Here is a 21,824-nt window from a genome sequence, read left to right on the forward strand (position 1 = left end):
CCGAATGGCTGGCCCCGAATGGCTGGCCCGCCGTGCGGCCGCCGGCCTGCCGGCCGATGCCACCCAGACCTGGCTGCACCTCGCGCACCTGCCGATGCAGCCCTTCACCGACCTGCGCCACACCGCCGGCACCTACCCCTGGCCCGAGGCCGGCCTGCGCACGCTRCTCGACGCGACGATGGCCTGCACCGACCTCGTGCTGGTCGCGCCCGTCTACTGGTACAGCTTCCCGAGCACGCTGAAGACCTACCTCGACCACTGGAGCGCGTGGATGCGCATCGACGGCCTGCCGTTCAAGGCCGAGATGGCGAAGAAGTGCATGCATCTGATCACCACCAGCGGCAACCGCGCGAAGGCGCAGCCGATGATCGACTCCGCCCAGTTCTGCGCCGAGTTCCTCGCGATGCCGTTCGCCGGCACGCTGTGGGGCAAGGGCGGCCCGCCCGGCGCGGTTCAGTCCGATGCCGAAGCCGGCGCCGCGGCCGACCGCTTCTTCCACCCCGCCGCCTGACGCAGCCGCTGCAGCACCGGCCACCCGCTGCGCGCCAGCAGCAGCACGAAGGCCAGCGCCGCCAGCGCGACCCGCGCATCGGCGCGCGCCACCACCGGCCGCGCGAGCGCCGGGGACGACAGCTCGTCCGACAGCCCCTGCGCCGCCTGCAGCCGATGGAAGCGCAGGCCGCGCTCGCTCGCCAGCATCCGCAGGTAGCCCTCGCGCAGCGCCGACAGGTGCTCGCGCCCCGGTGTCGCCCCCAGGCCCGATGCCGGCGGGCCGGCGCCGTCGTCGGCCAGCTTCTCGCCGTTGACGCTGGCGCCGCGGCCCTGGCTGCGCAGGTCGGTCTGCATCACCTCGTCGGCGCGCCAGATGCCCAGTGGCCGGCCCAGCGGGTCGGTCTTCGGAATCGGCGAGGGCAGCAGGTCGCCGACACCGACGATCAGCCCCGGCACCTCGCCCGGTTTGTCGTCGAAGGCCGGCCGGTACAGCGGGTTCAGCGGCGGCGCCTCCTGCCCGTCGGTGATGAACACCAGCGAGGGCTTGCCGGGCAGGTCGCGCGCGATGCCGAGCGCGCTGTGCAGGCCCTTGGCGATTTCGCTGTTGCCCGACCAGGCCATGCGGCCGTCGATGCGCTCGAGCGTGGCGCGCAGCTCGCCCAGGTTCGCGCACACCTCCACCGGCGCCAGCAGCAGGAACGAGCGGTACTCGGTGAACACCGCCCAGCCCACCTTCGACCCGCAGGGCAGCGCGAGCAGGCTCTCGCGCAGCGCATGCTTCGCGAACGCGAGGCGCGACGCCGGCTTGCCGTCCAGCAGTTCGTCGGTCACGTTCATGCTCTGCGTGATGTCGAGCACCACCACGTGCTCGAACAGCCGGCGCTCGATGCGCACGCCGGGGTTCAGGAAGGTGGCGGCCAGCGCGAGCGCCGCCAGTGCCGGCAGCGCATCGAACGCCTTGATCGTCATGGCAGGCCCGGCGAATAGCCGCGCATCGTCGTGACGGCGCGCTCGGCGTCGCGCCGGCCGTCGGCCGGTTCGACCAGCGATTCGTCGGGGTCGGGCAGCAGGCGCTGGGCGCGCTCGAGGTTGTAGCGGGCGTCCCATTGCCCGGGGTCGTGGCGCAGCACCTCGCGGTAGCCCTCCTTGGCCAGCTCCAGCAGCGGGATCGCGAGACCCGGCTGCGTGCCGGCGCGCACCACCAGCGCCTGGCGCACCAGCAGGTTCGCGCTGTTGTAGCGCGCCGCCTGGCCGAGCGCCGAATCGCCCTGCAACGCGCGGTAGCGCTTCAGCGCGTCGTCGGCGGCACCGCTGGCCGCCTGCGCATGGGCCAGCGCGAACTGCAGTTCGGCGGGCGGCGTGCCGTCGTTGCGGGCGACCGGTGGCCCGGCGGCAATCGCCGCGTTCCACCGCTGCAGCCGCCACAGGTGCACGCCGTCGATCACCGCCGCCAGCGCCGCGAGGGCCAGCACCGCGATCACGAGGCGCGTGCGCCGCTGCGGTGTCATCAGGCCCATCGCTTGATCTCCAGCGCCTGCGCACCCAGCAACAGCAGCACGCACAGCAGCGCGATGCCGTGGGCATAGGGCGACAGCTCGCGCCGCGGCACGGTGTCGAGGTAGGTGATCGGCAGGTTCTCCAGCCGGTTCAGGTCGTCGATCGCGGCCTGCAAGGCCTTGTCGTTGTCGGCCTCGTAGGCGCGGTACGGCGTGCCCAGCGACTGGAAGAAGCGGTGCAGCTGGTGCTCAGGCACGGTGTCGGCGGCGCCCAGCGGGTCGCCGGCCTCGGCATTCAGCCCGGGGCTGTTGGCCGAGCGCAGGTAGAACCAGTTGATCGCGGTGCGGTGCTTGCGCGCCGCGAAGGCGATGCGCTCCTGCGTGGCCTCATCGAGCCGGTCGCCGCCGTCGGACACCAGCATCACGATGCGCGAGCCGGTGTAGGGCCGCTCGTCGAAGAACGACAGCGCGTCCAGCAGCGCGAGGCCGATGTTGGTCTCCGACAGGCCGCGCCCGATCTCGCCGGCCGCGATGGCGGCCTGCACCACGTCGTTCTTCTGCGTGAACTCGAGCACCCGCATCGGCAGCGTGCTGAACACCACCAGCCCGAAGCGGTCGTCGGGCCGGCCGGTCACGAAGGCCGACAGCAGCCGGCGCGCGACCTTGCCCTTCGCATCGCGCGAGCGGCCCGGCGACAGGCTCATGTAGTAGTCGAGCGCCTCGGGGCCGGTGCCGCGTGGCCTGGCCGCGCCGGCGGCGAGGCGGGCGCCGGCGAAGCCCTCGTCCATGCTGCGGCTGCGATCGAGCACGACGACGATCTCGGCGCCCTGGCCGACCCGTTCCACCGTGTACTCGGGCCGGTAGGCGCCGGCCATCGCCAGCACCAGCAGCGCGAGCGCGAGCACGGCGGCACCCTTCAGCACGCGCTGCAAGGCATCGGAGGCGCGGTCGCGCGGCAGCAGCGCGACCCAGGCATTGCGCACCGGCTGCGCGGCGCGCGCCCACCACGGCAGCAGTGCCAGCGGCAGCAGGCCCAGCAGCCACGGGTGGTCGAAGTGGATCACGCGGCACCCCGCTCGGCATCGCGGCACTTGCGGCAGAACTCGAGCAGCCAGCGGCCGTCGTTCGCGGCCGCCGGGCTGTCGGCGAAGAACTCGCGCCGCGACTGCTGGAAGAACGCGAGCAGCTCGGCGCGCAGCGCGGCATAGCGCGGCTGCGCGGCGACGAAGCGGTCGACGCCGTGCTCGAACACCACCTCGCCAGCCGTCCGGTTCAAGGCCTCGTGCACGTGCTGGAACGCGGCCCGCCGCTCGGGCGCCGGCGCGTCGGCCGGCAGGTGGCTGAGTTGCCGCCACGCGCTCGCGAACGGCCGCCGGCGCTGCGCCCACCCCGGCAGGATGAGGTAGATCTGCGCGAGGTACGCGAGGCACAGCAGCAGCACCGCGCCCCAGGCCAGCAGGCGGCGCTGCGCGGGGCCGGTGTCGAGCCGTGGCGGCGGCAGGTCGGGGCGGAGCTCGCCCAGGCCCTGGCGCGGCGAGACCTCGGCGGGCGCCAGCGGCGACACCGTCACCGGCCACGCGTCGACGCGCAGCGCCTGGTCTCGCCCGGCGCCTTGGAAGCCGAGCGAGAACGGCGCGATCTCCAGCGTGCGGACCTCGGTCGGTGCGAGGAACACCTGGTAGCGCAGCTGCAGCGCGAGGCGGGTGCCGCCGGCTTCGGAGGTGCTGTGGCGCGACACCGCCTGCAGTTCGATCGCCTTGCCGCGCGCGCCCGGCCGCGGCAGCGTGGCCTCGTCGAGCACGAAGCCCTCAGGGATGTGGACGACGAGCTCGCGCTCGACGAGATCGCCCACGTGGTAGCCGAAGGCGCGCGGCTCGACGGTGCTGGCGCGCAGCGTGCCGGCGGCCGGCGCGGCGCCGCTGCACGCGATCAAGGCCAGCGCGAGCAGGCCACGGCGCAAGGACTCAGGCATGAAAGTGCCGCGTCACCGCGTCGGCATCGAAGGCGCCCTCGATGAACAGCGGGTTCAGCCGCTGCGCGCGGAACGCCTGCAGCAGCGCCTCGCGCCGCTGCGCCTGGTGCTGCCGCCATTGCTCGCGCAGCGCGGGCCGCCACCACACCAGGCGCTGGCGGCCGCTCTCGGGGTCGAGCACCTGGGCCAGGCCGCGCGGGGCGGCGAGGCTGAACTCCTGCGGATCCCACAGCAGCACCGGCACCAGGTCGTGGTGCGCCAGGCTGGCCAGCACGGCGCGGACCTCGTCGACCGGCCAATGGAAATCCGACAGCAGGAAGACCAGCGAACGGCGCTGCGGCAGGTAGCGGTGGGCCTGGTGCAGGCCGTGCGCCGAGCGGCCGCTGGGCTGCAGGCTGCGCAGCGTGCGCGTCAGCTCGCCGGCGGCGGCCCGCGAGCGGCTGGGCGGCAGCAGCAGGTCGCTGCGCACGTGGTCGTCGCAGGCGACGAAGCCGAAGCTGTCGCCGGTGCGCCAGGCCGACCACGCCAGGCTGTCGACGAAATCGGCCAGCACGCCGAGCCGGCGCTGCGCGCCTTCGAAGCCCATCGAGGCCGACAGGTCGGCGACCACCGCGACCGGGATCGACTTGCGCTGGCTGTAGACGCGCACCGACCACTGGCCGAACGGGTCGCGCAGGCTCGCATGCAGGTCGAGCCGGCGCGGGTCGGGCGCGTCGAGCAGCGACGCATGACCGCGGAACTCGAAGCCGCTGTCGCCGCGGCGGCTGCGGTGGTGGCCCGGAAAATGGCCCAGCGCCGCGCTGCCGATGCGGTAGTGGATCTCGGGGGTGGGCTGCGCCATGACGTCGACCGACCCTAGGGTGCCGCCACGCTCGCGAGGATGCCGCTCATCAGCGGCCCCGAGATCTCCTGCCGCCGCATCTCGTACACYGGCTGGTAGCACAGCCGGTGCGCGATGGTCTCGACGAACACCGCCTGCACGTCCTCCGGCGTCACGAAATGGCGGCCGTCCAGCCAGGCCGCCACGCGCGCCGCGCGCAGCAGGTAGCTCATGCCGCGCGGGCTGGCGCCGGCCAGCATCAGCTGCGCGCTGTCCAGCCCGGAGACCTTCACGCCGTACTCCGCCGGCACCGCGGTGGCGCGCCACAGCCCGAGCGCGTAGTCCTGCAGCGCCTGCGAGGCCTGCACGCTGCGCTGGATCGCCTCGGCCACCTCGTTCAGCGCCTGGTGGTTCAGCATCGCCGCCGGCAGCTCTTCGAGCAGCCGGTCGGTGTCGTGGTAGCGCGGGTTGAACATCAGCTCGCGGCGGTAGTCATCGCTGGCCGGCGCATCGATGGTCACCTCCATCATGAAGCGGTCGCGCGCGGCCGACGAGATCTCGAAGGTCTCCTCGCGCTCGACGCGGTTGCGGTCGGCGAACACCACCAGGTGCGGGAAGCGGAACTCGCGGTTGAAGGCCGACACGCTGCGCTCGGCCATCACGCGCAGCAGCAGCGAATGCACTTGCGGCCGCGCGCGGTTGATCTCGTTGAAGAAGAAGATCGCCAGGTCTTCGCCGTGCCGGATCAGCGGGCCGGGCTCGACCGCCGGCCGGCCCTCGGCGCTGATGTAGGTGTAGTAGACGAGGTCGTTGGGCATCAGGTCGATGGTGCCCTCGGTGCGCGCGAAGTCGCCGCCCAGCACCTGCGCGAAGGCGCGCAGCAGGGTTGTCTTGCCGACGCCCACGTCGCCCTGCAGCAGCACGTGGCCGCGCGCGAACACCGCCATGTTGACGAGCCGGATCACCCGGGCCTGACCGATCACCGCCTTGCCCACCTCGGCCTCGAGGGCCAGCGCGCGTTCGCGCCAGTCGCTCAGCAGCGCGTCGTTTCGGTCCATGCGGTGCGTCTCCATGTGGTTCGACGCAACTCGGGTGGCGCGCCGGCCGCGGGACAGTCTGCGTCAGCCGTGGGACGGCCTCGGCATGTGGCCTGCGCAAGAGGGCTTCTTGGCAAGAGGCATGCCCGCAAGTCCCTGCGGCAACGATTCATGAAAATCGCCAGTTCGCATTCATGATCACCCGACTGGAGCGATCGCGCATCGCAGGCCACCATGCAGGACGGGACCCCGGGGCCCCCGCAGCCGCCGACCGGCGCTGTGAGTCCATCGACAAGGAGATCTCTACATGACCTGGCAAACACCTACCGCCACCGATTTCCGCTTCGGCTTCGAAATCACGATGTACGTCGCGGCCCGCTGATCGCGGCGTTTCGTCATCCTCGCCGGCACGCCGGGTTCGCCCCGGGGTGCCGGCCCCAACATCCCCCCCCAGCATGCGCATCACTGTCCTCGGTTCGGCCGCAGGCGGCGGCTTTCCGCAGTGGAACTGCAACTGCGCCAACTGCGCCGGCGTGCGCTCGGGCCGCGTGCGCGCGAAGCCGCGCACGCAGTCGTCGATCTTCGTGCGGCCCGACGATGCGGTGGACGGCGTGCTCTTCAACGCCTCGCCCGACATCCTCGAGCAGATCCGCAGCCACCCGGCGCTGCAGCCGGCGCGCGCGCTGCGCGACACCGCGATCGCCGGCGTCGTGCTGATGGACGGGCAGATCGACCACGCGACCGGGCTCTTCATGCTGCGCGAGCGGACTTCGCCGCTGCCGCTGTGGTGCACCGATCCGGTCGACGACGACCTGAGCCACGGCAACCCGGTGCTGCGCGTGCTGTCGCACTTCTGCGGCGTGCAGCGGCAGCGCATCGGGCTCGACGGCGCGCCGTTCAGCGTGCCCGGCGTGGCCGGCCTCGCCTTCAAAGCGCTGCCGCTGAGCAGCAAGGCCGCGCCGTACTCGCCGCACCGCGATGCGCCGGTGCCCGGCGACAACATCGGCATGACGCTGGTCGACACGACCCGCCGCACGTCGGTGTTCTACGCGCCCGGCCTGGGCGAGATCACGCCGCCGGTGTTCGACGCGATGGCGAGCGCCGACGCGGTGATGGTCGACGGCACCTTCTGGACCGACGACGAGATGAAGACGCTCGGCCTGAGCAAGAAATCGGCGCGCGACATCGGCCACCTGCCGCAGTCGGGCGCGGGTGGCATGGTCGAGTGGCTGGGCCGCCTGCCGGCGCGCACGCGGCGCCTGCTGATCCACATCAACAACACCAATCCGATCCTCGACGAGGACTCGCCCCAGCGCGCCGAATTGCAGCGCGCCGGCATCGAGGTCTGCGAGGACGGCATGACCATCGAGGTATGAGATGACGATGCCTGCGTGGAGCCGAACCGAGTTCGAGGCGCAGCTGCGCGAGCGCGGCAAGTCGTACCACATCCACCATCCGTTCAACGTGATGCTGAACACCGGCCGCGCCACGCCCGAGCAGGTGCGCGGCTGGGTGGCGAACCGCTTCTACTACCAGATCGCGATCCCGATCAAGGACGCGGCCGTGCTGTCGAACTGCCCCGATGCCGCGGTGCGCCGTGGGTGGGTGCAGCGCATCCTCGACCACGACGGCTTCGAGCTCGGCGGCGTGAAGGACGCCGGCGGCATCGAGGCCTGGCTGCGGCTCGCGCAGGCCGTCGGCCTGGCGCGCGAGGAGGTGCAGGACCTGCGCCACGTGGTGCCGGCGATGCGCTTCGCGGTCGATGCCTACGTGAACTTCGCGCGGCGCGCACCGTGGCAGGAGTCGGTGTGCTCGTCGCTGACCGAGCTGTTCGCGCCCGAGATCCACAAGCAGCGGCTGGCGACCTGGCCGGAGCACTACGGCTGGATCGAGCCCGAGGGGTTGAGCTACTTCCGCAACCGCCTGAGCCAGGCGCGGCGCGACGTGGAGCAGGGGCTGGCCATCACGCTGGACCACTTCACGACGCGACCGCTGCAGGAGCGGGCGCTGGAGGTGCTGCAGTTGAAGCTCGACATTCTTTGGGCGATGAACGACGCGATGGCCACTCGCTACGGGGTCACGGCGTGAGTGCATTGACCACTTCGACCCAACCGCGCGTCGGCAACGGCTTCCGATTGCAGTGGGAGCCGGTGCAGGACTGCCACGTGCTCCTCTACCCCGAGGGCATGGTCAAGCTCAACGGCAGTGCCGGCGAGATCATGAAGCGCTGCGACGGCCAGCGCAGCGTCGCCGCGATCGTCGAAGACCTGGAGACGGCTTTCTCGGCCAAGGGCCTGGAACCCGATGTGCTGGCCTTCGTCGAGATGGCCGCCAAGCAGCGCTGGCTGGCCTGGGACTGAGCGATGAGCGCTGTGTCGTCATCCCGACCTGGACCGCCTCTCTGGCTGCTCGCCGAGCTGACCTACCGTTGCCCGCTGCACTGCGTGTTCTGCTACAACCCGGTCGACTTCGCGCGCCAGGAAGACGAGATCGGCACCGACGACTGGCTGCGCGTGCTGCGCGAGGGCCGCGAACTCGGCGCGGTGCAGTGCGGCCTGTCGGGGGGCGAGCCGCTGCTGCGCGACGACCTGGAGGTGATCGTCGCCGAGGCGCACCGCCTGGGCTACTACACCAACCTGCTGACCTCGGGCGTCGGCCTCACCGAGGCGCGCGCCGCGGCGTTGAAGGCCGCAGGGCTCGACCACGTGCAGCTGTCGTTCCAGGATTCGACGCGCGAGATGAACGATTTCCTGTCGCACACCAAGACCTTCGGCCTGAAGAACAAGGTGGCGCAGATCATCAAGGCCAATGGCTGGCCGATGGTGATGAACGTGGTGATCCACCGGCTGAACATCGACCACATCGACCGCATCATCGGCATGGCCGCCGAGCTGGGCGCCGAGTACCTGGAGCTGGCCAACACGCAGTACTACTCGTGGGCCTTCCTGAACCGCGACCAGCTGCTGCCGACGCACGAACAGCTGCGCCACGCCGAGCGCGTGACCGACGAATGGCGGGCGCGCCTGGGCGACCGCATGCGCCTCTTCTTCGTCGCACCCGACTACCACGAGGGCAAGGCGAAGAAGTGCGTCAATGGCTGGGGCAGCATGTTCCTGACCGTCGCGCCCGATGGCACCGCGTTGCCCTGCCACACCGCGAAGATGCTGCCCGGCCTGGCGTTCCCGAACGTGCGCGAGCACAGCGTGCGCGACATCTGGTTCGACTCCGAGGGCTTCAACCGCTACCGCGGCACCGGCTGGATGAAGGAGCCGTGCGCCAGCTGCGACCAGCGCGAGGTCGATCTCGGCGGCTGCCGCTGCCAGGCGTACATGCTGGCGCACGACGCAGCGGCCGCCGACCCGGTGTGCAGCAAGAGCCCGCAGCACCACCTGGTGCAGGCAGCGGTTGAACGCGCCGCCACGGTCGGCGTGAAGGCCGTGACGGAACACCCTCTCGTGTTCCGCGACCCCGTCAATTCGCGGCGTCTCAGCGGGCCTCTGCCAACGCCTTGAGGTTCGCCAGCCCGCTCTGGTAGACCCCGGTGATGGCCTTCACGGCGGCCTCGTCGTTGCGGTCCGGCGGCGGGTCGTTCTGCGGGTAGCCGCGGTAGAAGGCGCCGCGCCATTCGACGATCGACTGCTTGCCGCTCGCGGTGACGGTGATCGTCGAGGTGTAGTTCGTCACCGGCAGCGCGCCGCCGTCCTTCGCGCGGTAGCTGTACTTCATCGCCGCGTCGTCGTAGCCCTCCAGCGTCTCGGTCAGCTCGCCGCCGCCCTTCAGCTTCAGCGAGCGCACCGAGCCCACCGCGTTGCCCTGCGAGGCCGGGCTCTCGGCGACGGCCGGGAGCCAGTCCTTCAGCGCATCGAAGTTCTTGATGCGGCCCCATACCGCGGCGGCGGGTGCATCGATGGTGATCTTCTCGACCACCTTCTGGCGCGTCGGGCCGTGGCCCTCGCCGGTCAGGGGCACGACGCCGAGCATCGCGGTCGCGGCCAGTGGCGCGAGCCAGCCGCCAAGCAGTTTCATGGGCATGACATCTTCCTTGGGGGGGGGTGCCGTCGCGGCTACTTGGCGTCGTTGATGAAGCACGCCTTGTGGACCTTGGTTTCCAGATCCCGGTAGCGCTTGATCTGCGGCTTGACGGATTCGTTGTCGCGCAGCGCGCCGCCGCGCTCGCCGCCGATCGACATCGCGTTGACCACCGTGATCATGCCGACGTAGTCGTCGTACGGCACCTCGCTGGCCATCGCGTCGACGGCGCACGAGCACTTGTTGATCATCTCGAAATGCGGGCCGGGGTGCGTGCGCATGCACTCCTGCACGTAGATCACGCGCTCCGACGTGGGGAAGTCGTTCGCCGCGGCGGCCAGCGGGGCCAGCAGCCAGGGCAGGGCGGACAGGCACAGCAGTCGGTGCAGTGGGTTCATCATGGTGTGGCGCCTTCGATCAGCAGTTCTTCGGACAGCAGCGGTGGTGCATCGGCCGCGGCCCCGGCCGCCGCGATCCGCGTGCGGATGCCCAGCACGCCGCCGGGCACCGCATCCGACAGCAGGAAGCGGTATTCCTTGTCGGCCAGCTTCTCGTAGCGGTAGCGGTTCGGGTCGTCCAGGTAGGGCTTGAACGAGATCTCACGGCCGGCGACGGTCTTGCCCCGGTAGCGGAACGAGGCCGGTGCCACCGTCGCGCCCTGGTACACCGTCATGCGGATGCGCTTGCGGAAGTAGTTCTCCGGGCCCTGCGTCAGCCGGTGCATCTCGCGGATGTCGTGCTCCAGGAAGTACAGGATCACCGGGTTGGCCTTTGCGTTCTCGACGTCGGGCAGGGCCAGCCGGCGCGGGCCGCTCAGGAACTCGCCCTTCGACGCGCAGCAGCTGCCGTCGGCCTGCCTGCTGAACGACAGCACCACGCTGTCGTCGAAGCCGCCCTCCAGGCTGCCGGCCTTGCGGAAGCTGTAGCGCAGCGTCGACGGCGGCTGCAGGTTGGTCAGCTGGTCGGCCAGGAAGATGGCCTGCTCGGCTGCGGAGAAATCCTGGGCCGGGTAGCTTGTCGCCGGCAGCAGCATTACCGCCAGCGCGACCCGCCACGCATGGAACCGCATGATCAAGCGGCCGCCGCGGAACCGGCTTTGCCGGGCCGCTGGCGGCGCCCCCTTGAGGGGGAGAGGGCGCCAGCCCGAGGGGGCCCGCCGAAGGCGCTTCGGGGGTGGGTCATTTCTTGTAGGAGAAGGATTCATCGACGACCGGCACGCCGTAGTCCTTCAGGATGGCCTGGATCGCCGCCTGCTGCGACTCGATCAGGCCCTCGATCTTCTGCTTCCACTCGCGCTCGCCGTAGCGCACGCCCATCGCCATCTCGTAGTCGAAGCGCACGCCGGGCTCCGACTTCAGCGGCACCACGGTGAGCCGCGGCGACTTGACGCGCTGTGCGAAGTAGCCGGCGATCGGCCCCCACACGATGGCCGCGTCGATCTTGCCGGCCGCGAGGTCCTTCTCGATGATCTCGCCCGGGTACTGCTGCGGGTCGGCGTTCATGATCGGGTAGGGCACGCCGCGCTCGACCAGGCGGTGCACGTTCAGCCAGTCCGAGGCCGGCGAGCGGTCGTAGATGCCGATGCGCAGCTTGCCCAGGCGGGCCGGGTCGAGCTTCAGGAAGTCGTCGCCCGACTTCACCTGGTCCAGGCCCTGGCCCTGCGGAAAGACCAGCGCATAGGTGGAGCGGTAGTAGGGCTTGGTCACCGACACCTGGTCGTAGCCGACCGGCACGCCCATCACGATGTCGCACGGGTAGTCCTGCCCCGGCAGCTTGTAGCGCAGGGTGTTGCGGATGAAGGCCATGCGCTGCGGGAACGAGTAGTACTCGACCGGCAGCCCGAGCGCCTTGCCGAACACCTCGGCGATGCGGTTCTCGATGCCCGCGCCCGCGACGTTGGAGAACGGCAGGTTGTTCGGGTCCTGGCACACGCGCAGCGCCTGGCGCGGCGGCGGCTTGTCGGCGTCCTGCGCGGCGGCGGGCGGGCACGCGGCCACGGCCCCACAGGCCACGGCCAGCACCCGGGCCACCACGGACGTGCGGATGTCGTTCATTTGGCGGGTTCGACCTTGGCGCGCGTGATGGCGCCGTCGGACCGTCCCTTCAGGTAGGCATACAGGTCGTTGATGTGCTCCTTCACCTGCTGGCTCTCGCCGAAGCTCGGCATGCCCTTGGGCAAACGGCCTTCGGTGACGGTCTTGACGAACTCGTCCTGGCTCAGCGTCTTCAGGCTGTTGATCAGCGAAGGCCCGACCAGGCCCTCCTGGTTGGCACCGTGGCAGCGGTCGCACGCGGCAGCGCGCCAGGTCCGGAAGCCTTCCATGGTCTTGGCGTCGACCTTGTAGCCGTCGACCACGGTATAGGGTTTGTCGTCGGCCAGCACGCTCACGGTGAGGCATGCCAGCACGGCGAAGACAGACTGCTTCAATTTCATCGATTCATCCACCATCAAGGGGTGGGACGGCATCCCCCGGGGTGYCGTCCCTGTGCCCAGGTTGTCTCGATTCTTCTTCTTGCTTCTTTCTTGGGTTCGATTCCGGCCGATCAGTTCGGCAGGGCAAACACCGTCAACGAACCGCCCAGTTCGGTGTACTGGGCCAGTTCCTTGTAGCCACCGACGGCGCCCAGGCCATCCTGGTCCTTCTCGAGGCCCGCGGCCATGCCGATGCCGGCCCAGCCGCCGATGCCCGAGAACACGCCGATGTACTGCTTGCCCTTGTGCTCATAGCTGAATACGTTGCCGATGATCCCGGACGGCGTCTTGAACTTGAAGAGCTCCTTGTTGATGTCCTTCTTGTCCACGCACTTCAGGTAGCCCTCCAGCGTGCCGTAGCAGCTGAGCCCGCCGGCGGTGTTGAGCGCGCCGCTCCAGACCGAGAACTTCTCGGCATGGCTCTGCACGATCTTGCCGGTGCCGGCATTCCAGGTGATGTAGTTGCCCATGCCGCCGTGGCTGCCCGGGGCCGGGAACATCGACAGCGTGGCGCCGACATACGGCTGGCCGGCGGTGTACTCCACCTTGAACGGCTCGTAATCCATGCAGACGTGGTTGGTCGGCACGTAGAAGAGCTTGGTCTCGGGGTCGTAGGAGGCAGGCTGCTGGTCCTTGCTGCCCAGCGCCGCCGGGCAGATGCCCTTGGTGTTGACGTCAGGCCCGCCTTGCGCGGTCGAGTACTTCGCCACCACTTGCGGGCGTCCGGTCTTCATGTCGACGTGCGTGGCCCAGTTGACCTGCGGGTCGTACTTCTCGGCCACCAGCAGCGCGCCGGTGACGCGGTCCATCGTGTACGCGAAGCCGTTGCGGTCGAAGTGCACCAAGGCCTTGGTCGCCTTGCCCTTCACGTCGATGTCGGCCAGGATCATCTCGTTGATGCCGTCGAAGTCCCACTCGTCGTACGGCGTCATCTGGTAGACCCACTTGGCCATGCCGGTGTCGACGTCACGCGCGAAGATGGTCATCGACCACTTGTTGTCGCCCGGGCGTTGTGCCGGATTCCAGGTCGACGGGTTGCCGGTGCCGTAGTACATCAGGTTCAGCGCCTTGTCGTAGCTGTACCAGCCCCAGGTGGTGCCGCCGCCGGTCTTCCACTGGTCGCCCTTCCAGGTCTTGACCGATGAATCCTTGCCCACCGGCGCCATCGCGCCGTTGGTCCAGGTCATGGTCTTGTCGGGGTCGATCAGCATCTCGGCGTCGGGGCCGACGCTGTAGCCCTTCCAGGCCAGCTTGCCGTCCTTCAGGTTGTAGGCCGCGATGAAGCCGCGCACGCCCCACTCGCCACCGCTGATGCCGGTGATGACCTTGTCCTTGAAGATGTGCGGCGCATTGGTGTTCACTGCGCCCAGCTTCGGATCGCCGTTCTTCACGCTCCAGATGACCTTGCCGGTCTTGGCGTCGAGCGCGAGCAGCATGCTGTCGGCCTGCTGCAGGATGATCTTGCCTTCGGCATAGGCCAGCCCGCGGTTCACGGTGTCGCAGCACATCTGCGGGATCACCGCCGGATCCTGCTTCGGCTCGTACTTCCAGAGGATCTTCTGGCTGTCGAGGTCGATCGCGAAGACCTTGTTCGGGAACGGCGAGTGCAGGTACATGGTGCCGTCGATCACGAGCGGCGAGCCCTCGTGGCCGCGCAGCACGCCGGTGGAGAAGCTCCACGCGACCTGCATCTTGCCGACGTTGCCGGTGTTGATCTGGTTGAGCTTGCTGTAGCGCTGGTTGTACATGTCACCAGCCTGCATCGCCCAGTTCTTGGAGTTCGCGATGTTCTTCTCCACGTCTGCATTGGCCATTGCCAACGGCGGCAGAGCAAGCAACACCATGCCCAAATGACGCCAGATGCGCCACCTTGACTGACCGGAATTTCGCATCGAAGTCTCCTGTTTTATGAAGTGAGCAGAGTCCGGTCGCGATGACCATCCAAGATCCCACCAACCCAGCGACCCACGGAACTCGGCAAAGGGCTCCAACCGCAAGTTTTGCGCCCATGCGCCCTCCAGGGATTGCCCGAGGAGGGAAAACCCGGCTTTCGCTCCAGGCCCGTGACGCCGGTGTTCCGGAATTGAAATGGCGCTGACACCTTGCGCCGAATTCGTGGCATCCACGTTCGGCACAGAGTGTTTCAGGGCCGCGCCGCGGCGTGACGCGGATGGGTCAACGCCCGGGGGGCGGTGGCGTTGCACTGCAGCATGGCGCAGGCCCGCGTATTGCTGTACCCCTGCTTCATGACCTCCTCGACGATGCTGCGGACCACCGGCCTGACGAAGCGCTATGGCGAACGCGCCGCGCTGCAGTCGCTGTCGCTGAACATCGGGGCAGGACAGTTCGTCGCGTTGCTGGGCCCGAACGGCGCCGGCAAGTCGACCTTGTTCCAGTTGCTGACCGGCCTGTTCGCGGCCGACGAAGGCGAGGTCGAGGTGGCCGGCCATTCGCTGCGCCGCGCGGCCGCCTCGGCGCTGCGCCAGATCGGCGTCGTGTTCCAGCAGATCTCGCTCGACCTCGACCTCAGCGTGCGCCGCAACCTGCTGTTCCAGGCCGACCTGCACGGCCTGCCGCGCCGGCTGGCGCGCGAGCGCATCGCCGCCGGCTGCGCGCGCCTGGGCCTGGCCGGCGAGCTCGACCGCAAGGTGCGCGAGCTGTCGGGCGGCAACCGCCGCAAGGTCGAGCTGGTGCGCGCCGGCCTGCACCACCCGGCGGTGATGCTGATGGACGAGGCCACTGTCGGGCTCGACCCGAAATCACGCCACGACCTGCTGGCTGCCCTGCGCAGCGACGTGCAGGAGCGCGGCGTCTGCGTGCTGTGGGCCACCCACTGGGTCGAGGAGGCGGTGGCCGCCGACCGCGTGCTGGTGCTGCACCGCGGCACGCTGCTGGCCGATGGCTCGCCGGCCGAGGTCACGCAGGCCCTCGGCGAACCCACGCTGGAGGCGGGCTTCATCGCACGCACCGGCTGATGACGACGACAAGGAGACAGACCCGGATGAACTTCAAGACCGCGAGCCGAGGACTGGGCGCAGCGCTGGCGCTGATCGCTTGCTGCACCGCCGCATCGGCGCAGGGCACCGCCTACGTGTCGAGCGAGAAGGACGATGCGCTGACGATGATCGACCTCGCGACGCTGACGGTGAAGGGCACCGTGCCCACCTGCAAGCGCGGCCGGCACATCCAGCTCACGCCCGACCGCAAGATCATGGTGGCCTGCACCGATGCCAACGCGGCCGACGTGATCGACCCGGCCACCGGCAGATCGCTGCGCCGCGTGCCGCTGGGCGACGAGCCGGAGGCCTTCGACCTCTCGCCCGACGGCAAGACCGTCTACGTGTCGAACGAGGACGCCGGCGAAGCCAGCTTCATCGACGCGGCCAGCGGCAGGAAGCTGCAGTCGATCAAGGTCGGCCAGGAGCCCGAGGGCGTGAAGGTCAGCGCCGACGGCAGGACGCTGTACGTGACCTCCGAGGTCGCGAGCCTGATCCACGTGATCGACGTGGCCAGCGCCAAGATCACCAGCAACGTGAAGGTCGGCAAGCGGCCGCGCCGCATGGCCTTGACGCCGGACGGCAAGGAGCTGTGGGTGACCAACGAGCTGGGCGCGAGCATCAGCATCATCGCGACGGCCACGCACACCGTCACCGACACCGTCAAGCTGGAAGTGAAGGGCGCCCGCGCGACCGACATCACGCCGGTCGGCATCCTGATGTCGCGCGACGGCAAGCGCGCCTTCGTCGCGCTGGGCAAGGCCAACCATGTCGCCTTCATCGACGTCGCGAGCCGCAAGACCACGAACCTGGTGCTGGTGGGCAAGCGCGCCTGGAACGTGGCGCTCGACAAGGCCGAGGCGCGGCTGTTCGTCGTCAACGGGCTGAGCGACGACGTGACGGTGGTCGACGTGGCGGGTGCCAAGGCGATCAAGAGCATCCCGGTGGGCCGCGTCCCGTACGGCGTGGCGATCGTCGAATGACACGCGGCCTGGTGACGCTGACGGTGTGGCTCATGTTCTGCGCTGCCACCGCATCGACCGCCACAGCGGCCACGCTGAAGGCCACGCTGATCGTGCCGGGCGACGACCCGCGCCTGGAACGCTCGCGGCTGGAGCGCGCCTACCTGGGCCACACCGGCGGCCCGGCCGCCGACGGGCTGCAGGTGGCGCTGGACGAGGGCAAGTTCGAGCTCGAGGCGGCCGGCGCCGCGGTGGCGCTGAACGTGGTGAATGCCGACACGCCCGACGCCGCGCGCGCCGCCGCGCAGGCGGCCGAGAAGGCCGGCGCGGCCGTCGTGCTGACCGACCTGGGCACCGACGCCACGCTGGCGGTGGCCGACGCGGTGAAGCTGCCGGTGCTGAACCTGGGCGACCCCGCCGACCGGCTGCGCCAGCAGGATTGCCGCGCGCGCCTGTTCCACCTGATCCCCAGCGAGCGCATGCGCACCGACGCGCTCGCGCAGACGCTGGTGTCGCGCAAATGGAGCAAGCTGCTGCTGCTGGTCGGCAGCACGCCGCAGGACCAGCTGCGCGCGGCCACCGCGCAGGCCTCGATCAAGCGCTACGGGCTGCAGGTGGTCGCCACCAAGCCGTACAAGCTGTCGGCCGACCCGCGTGAGCGTGATCTCGCCAACCCGCTGCTGCTGACCGCCGGCACCGCCTACGACGCGGTGTGGGTGGTCGACAGCCAGGGCGAGTTCGCGCGCAGCCTGCCGTACCGCATCGTGCTGCCGCGGCCGGTGGTCGGCGACGCCGGGCTGGTGGCGCTGGCCTGGCATGCGCAGTTCGAGCGCTACGGGGCGCCCCAGGTGTCGCGCCGCTTCGCGAAGGCGCTGAAGCGGCCGATGACCGACCACGACTGGGCTGCGTGGATGGGCGGCAAGGCCTTGATCGCGATCGCTGCCGCCGAACCCAAGGGGCCGAACGCCGCGTGGGCGAAGGCGCTGGCCGCGACCCCGGTCGACGGCTCGAAGGGCGGCAGCCTGGGCTTCCGGCCGTGGGACGGGCAGCTGCGCCAGTCGATGCTGCTGACCGACGGGCAGGGCGTGATCGCGCAGGCGCCGATCGAGGGGCTGCTGCATCCGACCGACGTGCTCGACACACTGGGCGCCGATGCCCCGGAGAAGCTATGCAAAGCGACACGGTGAAACCTGTGACACCTCCGGCAGCCTCCGCGGCCGAGCCGGCGGCGCGCCGCGGCATCGCGCATGCGTTGCAAGCGATGCAGGCCATCATCGTGCGCGAGCTGTTCAAGTTCTCGCAACAGACAGGCCGGCTGGTCTCGGCGCTGGTGCGGCCGCTGCTGTGGCTGGCGGTGTTCGCGGCCGGGTTCCGCAACGTGTTCGGCGTCGCGATCGTCGAGCCGTATGACACCTACATCCCGTACGACGTCTACATCGCGCCGGGCCTGGTCGGCATGGTGCTGCTGTTCAACGGCATGCAGTCGTCGCTGGCGATGGTCTACGACCGCGAGATGGGCCTGATGCGCCTGCTGCTCACCGCGCCGTTGCCGCGCGCGTGGCTGCTGTTCTGCAAGCTGTGCGCGACCGCGCTGCTCTCGGTGCTGCAGGCGCTGGCCTTCGTGGTGGTGGCGATGCTGCTGGGCACCGAGCTGCCGCTGTTCTCGTGGGCCGGCCTGCATGCGCTGCTCGCGCTGGTGTGCGGTGCGCTGATGCTGGGGGCGCTGGGCCTGCTGCTGTCGGTGCACATCAAGCAGCTGGAGAACTTCGCCGGCACGATGAACTTCGTGATCTTTCCGATGTACTTCCTGTCGACCGCGCTCTACCCGCTGTGGAAGTTGCAGGAGTCCGGCGCCGAGTGGGTGTACCAGGCGGCGCGCTTCAACCCGTTCACGCATGCGGTGGAGTGGATCCGCTTCGCGCTGTACGGCAAGGACCCGGGCGCCGCACCGTGGGTGGTGCTGGGCTGCCTGGTCGTGTTCTTCGTCGTGGCCTGCTGGGGTTACGACCCGCAGCGCGGCTTCGGTGGCTTGACCAAGCGCGGAGGGCCGCCGGCATGACCGTCACCCGGCGCAGCTTGATCGGCGGCGCCGCCGCGCTCGGCGCGTGGCCGCTGGCGCGTGCGCAGTCGCCGTACCCGTCGCGCCCGATCGCGCTGTGGATCCCGTGGCCGGCGGGCGGCGCGACCGACATCTCGCTGCGCCTGCTGGCCGAGCTGGCCTCGCACCACCTGGGCCAGCCGGTGATCACCGAGAACCGCGGCGGCGCCGGCGGCACGCTGGCGATGCCAGTGCTGCAGCAGGCCGAGCCCGACGGCTACACGATCGCGCAGCTGCCGCAGCCGATCTTCCGCGCGGTGCACACGCAGAAGGTGCTGTGGGACCCGATCCGCGACGTGACGCCGATCATCCAGGTCTCGGGCGTCACCTTCGGCGTGCTGGTCAGCGCGTCCAGCAAGTTCCGCAAGCTCGCCGACCTGTTCGCCTATGCGCGCCAGAACCCGGGCCGGCTGACCATCGCGACCAACGGCGTCGGCACCACGCCGCACGTGGTGCTGGAGGAGCTGTTCACCGCGCGCGGCCTGAAGTACATCCACGTGCCGTACAAGGGCACCTCGGAGCAGATGATCGCGGTCGACAACGGCCAGGTGATGGCCGGCGTCAACTCCACCGGCTTCGGGCCTTCCGTCGATTCGGGCCGGCTGCGCCTGCTCGCCACCTTCGCCGCGCAGCGCTCGAAGCGCTGGCCGCAGGTGCCGACGCTGCGCGAACTGGGGCACGACATCGTCGCGATGTCGCCCTGGGGCCTGGGCGGGCCGCGCGGGCTGCCGGCCGAGGTGGTCACGGTGCTGCACGACGCGTTCAAGAAGGCCATGTTCGACCCGCTGTTTACCCAGGAGCTGGCGAAGTACGACCAGGTCATCGACTACCTCGGCCCGGCGGACTACGCCGAGGTCTGCCGCCAGCAGTTCATCAAGGAGGGGCTCATCGTCGAACGCATGGGCCTGACGCGTGGCGGCAGCTGAACGTCGTTCTCTCGGCGATGCCGCCGTCGTCGTGCTCACGACGCTGGCGAGCTACGGCCTGGCGTCGTTCCTCGAGCTGAGCGAGCGCGTGCAGCGCTGGGCGCTGCCGCACGAGCACTGGCAGGCCGACGAGCTGCCCTTCAGCCTGACGGTGCTGGCCGGTGGCCTCGCCTGGTATGCGCTGCGCCGTGCGCGCGACGCCCGCGCGCAGCTGGCGCTGCGCGAGCAGGCCGAGGCGCAGGCGCGCGAGCTGCTGATGCACAACCAGGAGCTTGCGCGCCAGCTGATCGCGGTGCAGGAGAGCGAACGGCTGGCGCTGGCCCGCGAGCTGCACGACGAACTGGGGCAGGGCTGTGCCGCGGTGCGTGCCGAGACAGCCCTGATCCGGCTGTGCGGCGCGGCCGACCGGGCGGCCACGCTGGCATCCGTCGAGCGGGCCGACCGCGCGGCGCAGCAGCTCTACCAGTCGGTGCGCGGCATGCTGCGCCGGCTGCGCCCGGCCAACCTCGACGAGCTGGGCCTGGTCGACGCGCTGCAGGAGCTGTGCGAGGCGTGGGAGGAGCGCAGTGGCGTGCCCTGCATCTTTCACCACGAGACGCTGCCGCGGGAGCTGGGCGATGCGGTCGACATCGCGCTCTACCGCGTGACGCAGGAGGCCCTGACCAACGTGATGCGCCACGCACGCGCGAGCGCGGTGCACGTGAAGCTGGGCCGCAGCGCGCAGGGCGAGCTGCAGCTCAGCGTGGAGGACGATGGCCGGGGCATGGACCTGGCCGTCGCCACGCGTGGCCTCGGGCTGCTGGGTGCCACCGAGCGTGCCGCGGCGCTGGGTGGCGAGCTGGAGGTGCGTGCGTCGCCCGGCGCTGGGGTGCAGCTGGTGCTGCGCGTGCCGATGCCGGTTGCGTTCCGACCGGCTGCCGCATTGCCCGAGAAGGCGCCCGCATGATCCGCGTGCTGCTCGCCGACGACCACCCGGTGGTGCGCAGCGGCTACCTGCGGCTGCTCGACCAGGCAGGCGACATCCGGGTGGTGGCCGAGGCCGGCGACACCGACGAGGCCTGCGCGGCCTTCATCGCGCATCAGCCCGACGTGCTGGTGACGGATCTCGCGATGCCCGGGGGCGGGGGGCTCGAACTGCTKCGCCGTGTTCTGCTGCGCGACGCGCAGGCGCGGCTGCTGGTGTTCAGCATGCACGATGCGCCGGTGCTGGTGCGGCGCGCGCTGCAGGCCGGCGCGCGCGGCTTCCTGACGAAGGCCAGTGCGCCCGAGTGCCTGGTCGATGCGGTGCGCGAACTGCATGCCGGGCGCCGCTACCTGGGGCGCGAGTTGCCAGCGGGCTTGCTCGAACGTGATCCGCACGACGAGGCCGGCCGGCTGGCCGAGCTGAGCGCACGTGAGTTCGAGGTGTTCCGGCTGCTCGCGCAAGGCCACTCGGCCGGCGCCTGCGCCGAGGTGCTGAAGCTCAGCCCGAAGACGGTGGCGAACCTGCAGACGGCGATCAAGGACAAGCTCGGCGTGGCTACATCTGCCGCGCTGGTGCACTTGGCGATCCGGCATCAGGTGATCAGTACGGCGGGTTTTTAGCGGGTCCGATACGCGTGGATCAAGTCGGCCACGTGGTCCTCGCCTTTTTCGACCGCAATGTCCTCGGCTGAGGCTCCGATGCGGTCTTTTCTTGCCCAGTCCGCGCCTTTCTCCAGCAGCAGCTTCGCGACTTCGATGTTCCCCCACGCAGCCGCGCACATGAGTGGAGTTGCGCCATCGGCAGTCGCTGCATCGATCTCGGCCCCTTTCGAGATCAAGTATTCGGCAATCCTTGTTTCCCCATTCACCGATGCTTCATGCAGCGCTGTCATGTGCTTGCTGCCCGTCGCCTGTACCGATGCACCGCTTCGCACCAAGGCTTCAATCATCTCCAGAGAGCCTTTCGCAGTTGCCGCCATGAGCGGTGTGCGACCGAGCCTTCCAGGCTCGTTCAGATCAACTCCATTGAACTCCTTCGCCAAGTCCATTGCTCGGAAACCGGCGACGATGTGTTCAATGAGATTCTCAATATTTTTATGATTGTTCATGAGTCTCGCTCTCGCAGAGCGTCTGAGGGGTACTCTCGCAACACCGTCGGCCATACCGCCGTCAATCTGCACAACGCTTCGCGCTACGGGAATCACCGGCCGCCAGTGCTTCGTAGCCTCTCTGGCCTGCCCGGCTGACGCAAGCGACATCGCCTTGATCGAGTTGACGCAGGGTTCACCGCACTGCCATTGCTTTCTCCCCTTGATCCACTCAATCGGTAGCTCAACCGCAGTCAGCTTGCTTCTGTAACCATGCCTTCCTCGCTGATATAAGGCTCTCATGGTGACGTGGTCCAATTCTGATGGACACCTCGATGGGAGATTTTCCCGCAGAGGACGAGAAGAGCATGACCGAGAAGAAGAGAGCCCGCCGGGCATTTGATGCGGCGTTCAAGCTGCAAGTGGTTCGCATGGTGCGAGACCAGGGATTGAGCGTCGGGCAGGTGTGCCG

At 69.6% G+C, this 21,824-nt stretch carries 26 protein-coding genes; 13 read left to right on the forward strand and 13 right to left on the reverse strand.

Annotated features, from left to right (window positions below; genetic code table 11):
* Positions 1–4: 4 nt before the first annotated feature.
* Entirely contained in the window at positions 5–511 is a 507-nt protein-coding gene (locus tag AC1DXV_RS16280) for an NAD(P)H-dependent oxidoreductase (protein WP_477934518.1), read from the forward strand.
* Here the strand turns inward: AC1DXV_RS16280 and AC1DXV_RS16285 are convergent.
* Genes AC1DXV_RS16285 through AC1DXV_RS16310 form a run of 6 tightly spaced genes read right to left on the reverse strand, consistent with a single transcriptional unit; the run spans position 454 to position 5,838 of the window.
* A complete protein-coding gene (locus tag AC1DXV_RS16285) occupies positions 454–1,461 on the reverse strand; it encodes a vWA domain-containing protein (protein ID WP_477934506.1) in 1,008 nt (335 codons plus the stop codon). The two genes, AC1DXV_RS16280 and AC1DXV_RS16285, sit on opposite strands and share 58 nt — an antisense overlap.
* Positions 1,458–2,009: an MxaK protein gene (locus AC1DXV_RS16290; RefSeq protein WP_477873757.1), complete on the reverse strand. Its 552-nt coding sequence runs from the start codon at positions 2,007–2,009 to the stop codon at positions 1,458–1,460. The genes AC1DXV_RS16285 and AC1DXV_RS16290 overlap by 4 nt, the downstream gene beginning before the upstream one ends.
* Complete coding sequence (locus AC1DXV_RS16295; protein ID WP_477934508.1) at positions 2,000–3,052, reverse strand: vWA domain-containing protein; 1,053 nt, start codon at positions 3,050–3,052, stop codon at positions 2,000–2,002. The genes AC1DXV_RS16290 and AC1DXV_RS16295 overlap by 10 nt, the downstream gene beginning before the upstream one ends.
* Positions 3,049–3,960, reverse strand: a complete 912-nt coding sequence (locus AC1DXV_RS16300) for a hypothetical protein (RefSeq protein ID WP_477934510.1) — start codon at positions 3,958–3,960, stop codon at positions 3,049–3,051. Before AC1DXV_RS16300 ends, AC1DXV_RS16295 begins: the two co-directional genes overlap by 4 nt.
* Complete coding sequence (locus AC1DXV_RS16305; protein WP_477865386.1) at positions 3,953–4,801, reverse strand: DUF58 domain-containing protein; 849 nt, start codon at positions 4,799–4,801, stop codon at positions 3,953–3,955. Before AC1DXV_RS16305 ends, AC1DXV_RS16300 begins: the two co-directional genes overlap by 8 nt.
* A gap of 14 nt (positions 4,802–4,815) precedes the next feature.
* Positions 4,816–5,838 carry an AAA family ATPase gene (locus AC1DXV_RS16310; RefSeq protein ID WP_477865387.1) on the reverse strand — a complete coding sequence of 341 codons (1,023 nt, stop codon included), beginning with the start codon at positions 5,836–5,838 and terminating at the stop codon, positions 4,816–4,818.
* Positions 5,839–6,124: 286 nt separating this feature from the next.
* Between AC1DXV_RS16310 and pqqA the strand changes: the two genes are divergently transcribed.
* The 5 genes from pqqA to pqqE all read left to right on the forward strand — a co-directional run bounded on the left by pqqA (position 6,125) and on the right by pqqE (position 9,329).
* On the forward strand, positions 6,125–6,199 hold the full coding sequence (gene pqqA, locus AC1DXV_RS16315) for a pyrroloquinoline quinone precursor peptide PqqA (protein ID WP_082004224.1): 75 nt from the start codon (positions 6,125–6,127) through the stop codon (positions 6,197–6,199).
* Between the two features lie 73 nt (positions 6,200–6,272).
* A complete protein-coding gene (gene pqqB / locus AC1DXV_RS16320; RefSeq protein WP_477865388.1) occupies positions 6,273–7,193 on the forward strand; it encodes a pyrroloquinoline quinone biosynthesis protein PqqB in 921 nt (306 codons plus the stop codon).
* 1 nt (position 7,194) lies between these two features.
* Positions 7,195–7,905: a pyrroloquinoline-quinone synthase PqqC gene (pqqC, locus tag AC1DXV_RS16325; RefSeq protein WP_477865389.1), complete on the forward strand. Its 711-nt coding sequence runs from the start codon at positions 7,195–7,197 to the stop codon at positions 7,903–7,905.
* 5 nt (positions 7,906–7,910) lie between these two features.
* Positions 7,911–8,177 (forward strand): pyrroloquinoline quinone biosynthesis peptide chaperone PqqD, encoded by a 267-nt coding sequence (gene pqqD, locus AC1DXV_RS16330; protein ID WP_477865398.1) that lies wholly within the window; start codon positions 7,911–7,913, stop codon positions 8,175–8,177.
* A gap of 3 nt (positions 8,178–8,180) precedes the next feature.
* Positions 8,181–9,329 carry a pyrroloquinoline quinone biosynthesis protein PqqE gene (pqqE, locus tag AC1DXV_RS16335; protein WP_477865390.1) on the forward strand — a complete coding sequence of 383 codons (1,149 nt, stop codon included), beginning with the start codon at positions 8,181–8,183 and terminating at the stop codon, positions 9,327–9,329.
* On the opposite strand, the gene AC1DXV_RS16340 is transcribed toward pqqE, so the two are convergent.
* From AC1DXV_RS16340 to xoxF, 6 genes are all read right to left on the reverse strand, one after another.
* A complete protein-coding gene (locus tag AC1DXV_RS16340; RefSeq protein ID WP_477865391.1) occupies positions 9,304–9,849 on the reverse strand; it encodes an SRPBCC family protein in 546 nt (181 codons plus the stop codon). The two genes, pqqE and AC1DXV_RS16340, sit on opposite strands and share 26 nt — an antisense overlap.
* Before the next feature lie 32 nt (positions 9,850–9,881).
* Positions 9,882–10,247, reverse strand: a complete 366-nt coding sequence (locus AC1DXV_RS16345; protein ID WP_477934512.1) for a hypothetical protein — start codon at positions 10,245–10,247, stop codon at positions 9,882–9,884.
* On the reverse strand, positions 10,244–10,915 hold the full coding sequence (locus AC1DXV_RS16350; protein WP_477865393.1) for a hypothetical protein: 672 nt from the start codon (positions 10,913–10,915) through the stop codon (positions 10,244–10,246). Before AC1DXV_RS16350 ends, AC1DXV_RS16345 begins: the two co-directional genes overlap by 4 nt.
* A 109-nt stretch (positions 10,916–11,024) precedes the next feature.
* Positions 11,025–11,900, reverse strand: a complete 876-nt coding sequence (locus AC1DXV_RS16355) for a substrate-binding domain-containing protein (protein ID WP_477865394.1) — start codon at positions 11,898–11,900, stop codon at positions 11,025–11,027.
* Positions 11,897–12,280 carry a c-type cytochrome gene (locus tag AC1DXV_RS16360; RefSeq protein WP_477865395.1) on the reverse strand — a complete coding sequence of 128 codons (384 nt, stop codon included), beginning with the start codon at positions 12,278–12,280 and terminating at the stop codon, positions 11,897–11,899. Before AC1DXV_RS16360 ends, AC1DXV_RS16355 begins: the two co-directional genes overlap by 4 nt.
* Before the next feature lie 110 nt (positions 12,281–12,390).
* Positions 12,391–14,133 carry a PQQ-dependent ethylene glycol dehydrogenase XoxF gene (gene xoxF / locus AC1DXV_RS16365; protein ID WP_477865396.1) on the reverse strand — a complete coding sequence of 581 codons (1,743 nt, stop codon included), beginning with the start codon at positions 14,131–14,133 and terminating at the stop codon, positions 12,391–12,393.
* Positions 14,134–14,580: 447 nt separating this feature from the next.
* On the opposite strand from xoxF, the gene AC1DXV_RS16370 reads away from it, so the two are divergent.
* The 7 genes from AC1DXV_RS16370 to AC1DXV_RS16400 all read left to right on the forward strand — a co-directional run bounded on the left by AC1DXV_RS16370 (position 14,581) and on the right by AC1DXV_RS16400 (position 20,885).
* Positions 14,581–15,294, forward strand: coding sequence for an ABC transporter ATP-binding protein (locus AC1DXV_RS16370; RefSeq protein ID WP_477865399.1), 714 nt, complete (start codon positions 14,581–14,583; stop codon positions 15,292–15,294).
* Between the two features lie 26 nt (positions 15,295–15,320).
* Positions 15,321–16,298 carry a PQQ-dependent catabolism-associated beta-propeller protein gene (locus AC1DXV_RS16375; RefSeq protein ID WP_477865397.1) on the forward strand — a complete coding sequence of 326 codons (978 nt, stop codon included), beginning with the start codon at positions 15,321–15,323 and terminating at the stop codon, positions 16,296–16,298.
* Positions 16,299–16,330: 32 nt separating this feature from the next.
* A complete protein-coding gene (locus tag AC1DXV_RS16380; RefSeq protein ID WP_477934520.1) occupies positions 16,331–17,464 on the forward strand; it encodes an ABC transporter substrate-binding protein in 1,134 nt (377 codons plus the stop codon).
* 74 nt (positions 17,465–17,538) lie between these two features.
* A complete protein-coding gene (locus tag AC1DXV_RS16385; RefSeq protein ID WP_477872444.1) occupies positions 17,539–18,336 on the forward strand; it encodes an ABC transporter permease in 798 nt (265 codons plus the stop codon).
* The gene (locus tag AC1DXV_RS16390; RefSeq protein WP_477872442.1) at positions 18,333–19,301 is read left to right on the forward strand and encodes a Bug family tripartite tricarboxylate transporter substrate binding protein; all 969 of its coding nucleotides are present in this window, start codon (positions 18,333–18,335) and stop codon (positions 19,299–19,301) included. Before AC1DXV_RS16385 ends, AC1DXV_RS16390 begins: the two co-directional genes overlap by 4 nt.
* On the forward strand, positions 19,288–20,247 hold the full coding sequence (locus AC1DXV_RS16395) for a sensor histidine kinase (RefSeq protein WP_477934514.1): 960 nt from the start codon (positions 19,288–19,290) through the stop codon (positions 20,245–20,247). Before AC1DXV_RS16390 ends, AC1DXV_RS16395 begins: the two co-directional genes overlap by 14 nt.
* The gene (locus AC1DXV_RS16400) at positions 20,244–20,885 is read left to right on the forward strand and encodes a response regulator (protein WP_477874302.1); all 642 of its coding nucleotides are present in this window, start codon (positions 20,244–20,246) and stop codon (positions 20,883–20,885) included. Before AC1DXV_RS16395 ends, AC1DXV_RS16400 begins: the two co-directional genes overlap by 4 nt.
* On the opposite strand, the gene AC1DXV_RS16405 is transcribed toward AC1DXV_RS16400, so the two are convergent.
* Positions 20,882–21,373 (reverse strand): ankyrin repeat domain-containing protein, encoded by a 492-nt coding sequence (locus tag AC1DXV_RS16405; RefSeq protein ID WP_477934516.1) that lies wholly within the window; start codon positions 21,371–21,373, stop codon positions 20,882–20,884. The genes AC1DXV_RS16400 and AC1DXV_RS16405 overlap by 4 nt on opposite strands.
* Positions 21,374–21,824: the final 451 nt, after the last annotated feature.

The sequence above is a fragment of the Rhizobacter sp. P3_C12 genome (genome assembly GCF_056402735.1).

Bases quoted from the DNA above. Each gene is read 5' to 3' on its own strand.
- AC1DXV_RS16285 (WP_477934506.1), bottom strand. From the start codon at position 1,461: ATGACGATCAAGGCGTTCGATGCGCTGCCGGCACTGGCGGCGCTCGCG.
- AC1DXV_RS16290 (WP_477873757.1), bottom strand. From the start codon at position 2,009: ATGGGCCTGATGACACCGCAGCGGCGCACGCGCCTCGTGATCGCGGTG.
- AC1DXV_RS16300 (WP_477934510.1), bottom strand. From the start codon at position 3,960: ATGCCTGAGTCCTTGCGCCGTGGCCTGCTCGCGCTGGCCTTGATCGCG.
- AC1DXV_RS16305 (WP_477865386.1), bottom strand. From the start codon at position 4,801: ATGGCGCAGCCCACCCCCGAGATCCACTACCGCATCGGCAGCGCGGCG.
- pqqB (WP_477865388.1), top strand. From the start codon at position 6,273: ATGCGCATCACTGTCCTCGGTTCGGCCGCAGGCGGCGGCTTTCCGCAG.
- pqqC (WP_477865389.1), top strand. From the start codon at position 7,195: ATGACGATGCCTGCGTGGAGCCGAACCGAGTTCGAGGCGCAGCTGCGC.
- pqqE (WP_477865390.1), top strand. From the start codon at position 8,181: ATGAGCGCTGTGTCGTCATCCCGACCTGGACCGCCTCTCTGGCTGCTC.
- AC1DXV_RS16340 (WP_477865391.1), bottom strand. From the start codon at position 9,849: ATGCCCATGAAACTGCTTGGCGGCTGGCTCGCGCCACTGGCCGCGACC.
- AC1DXV_RS16345 (WP_477934512.1), bottom strand. From the start codon at position 10,247: ATGATGAACCCACTGCACCGACTGCTGTGCCTGTCCGCCCTGCCCTGG.
- AC1DXV_RS16350 (WP_477865393.1), bottom strand. From the start codon at position 10,915: ATGCGGTTCCATGCGTGGCGGGTCGCGCTGGCGGTAATGCTGCTGCCG.
- AC1DXV_RS16355 (WP_477865394.1), bottom strand. From the start codon at position 11,900: ATGAACGACATCCGCACGTCCGTGGTGGCCCGGGTGCTGGCCGTGGCC.
- AC1DXV_RS16360 (WP_477865395.1), bottom strand. From the start codon at position 12,280: ATGAAATTGAAGCAGTCTGTCTTCGCCGTGCTGGCATGCCTCACCGTG.
- xoxF (WP_477865396.1), bottom strand. From the start codon at position 14,133: ATGGCCAATGCAGACGTGGAGAAGAACATCGCGAACTCCAAGAACTGG.
- AC1DXV_RS16370 (WP_477865399.1), top strand. From the start codon at position 14,581: ATGCTGCGGACCACCGGCCTGACGAAGCGCTATGGCGAACGCGCCGCG.
- AC1DXV_RS16375 (WP_477865397.1), top strand. From the start codon at position 15,321: ATGAACTTCAAGACCGCGAGCCGAGGACTGGGCGCAGCGCTGGCGCTG.
- AC1DXV_RS16380 (WP_477934520.1), top strand. From the start codon at position 16,331: ATGTTCTGCGCTGCCACCGCATCGACCGCCACAGCGGCCACGCTGAAG.
- AC1DXV_RS16385 (WP_477872444.1), top strand. From the start codon at position 17,539: ATGCAGGCCATCATCGTGCGCGAGCTGTTCAAGTTCTCGCAACAGACA.
- AC1DXV_RS16390 (WP_477872442.1), top strand. From the start codon at position 18,333: ATGACCGTCACCCGGCGCAGCTTGATCGGCGGCGCCGCCGCGCTCGGC.
- AC1DXV_RS16405 (WP_477934516.1), bottom strand. From the start codon at position 21,373: ATGAACAATCATAAAAATATTGAGAATCTCATTGAACACATCGTCGCC.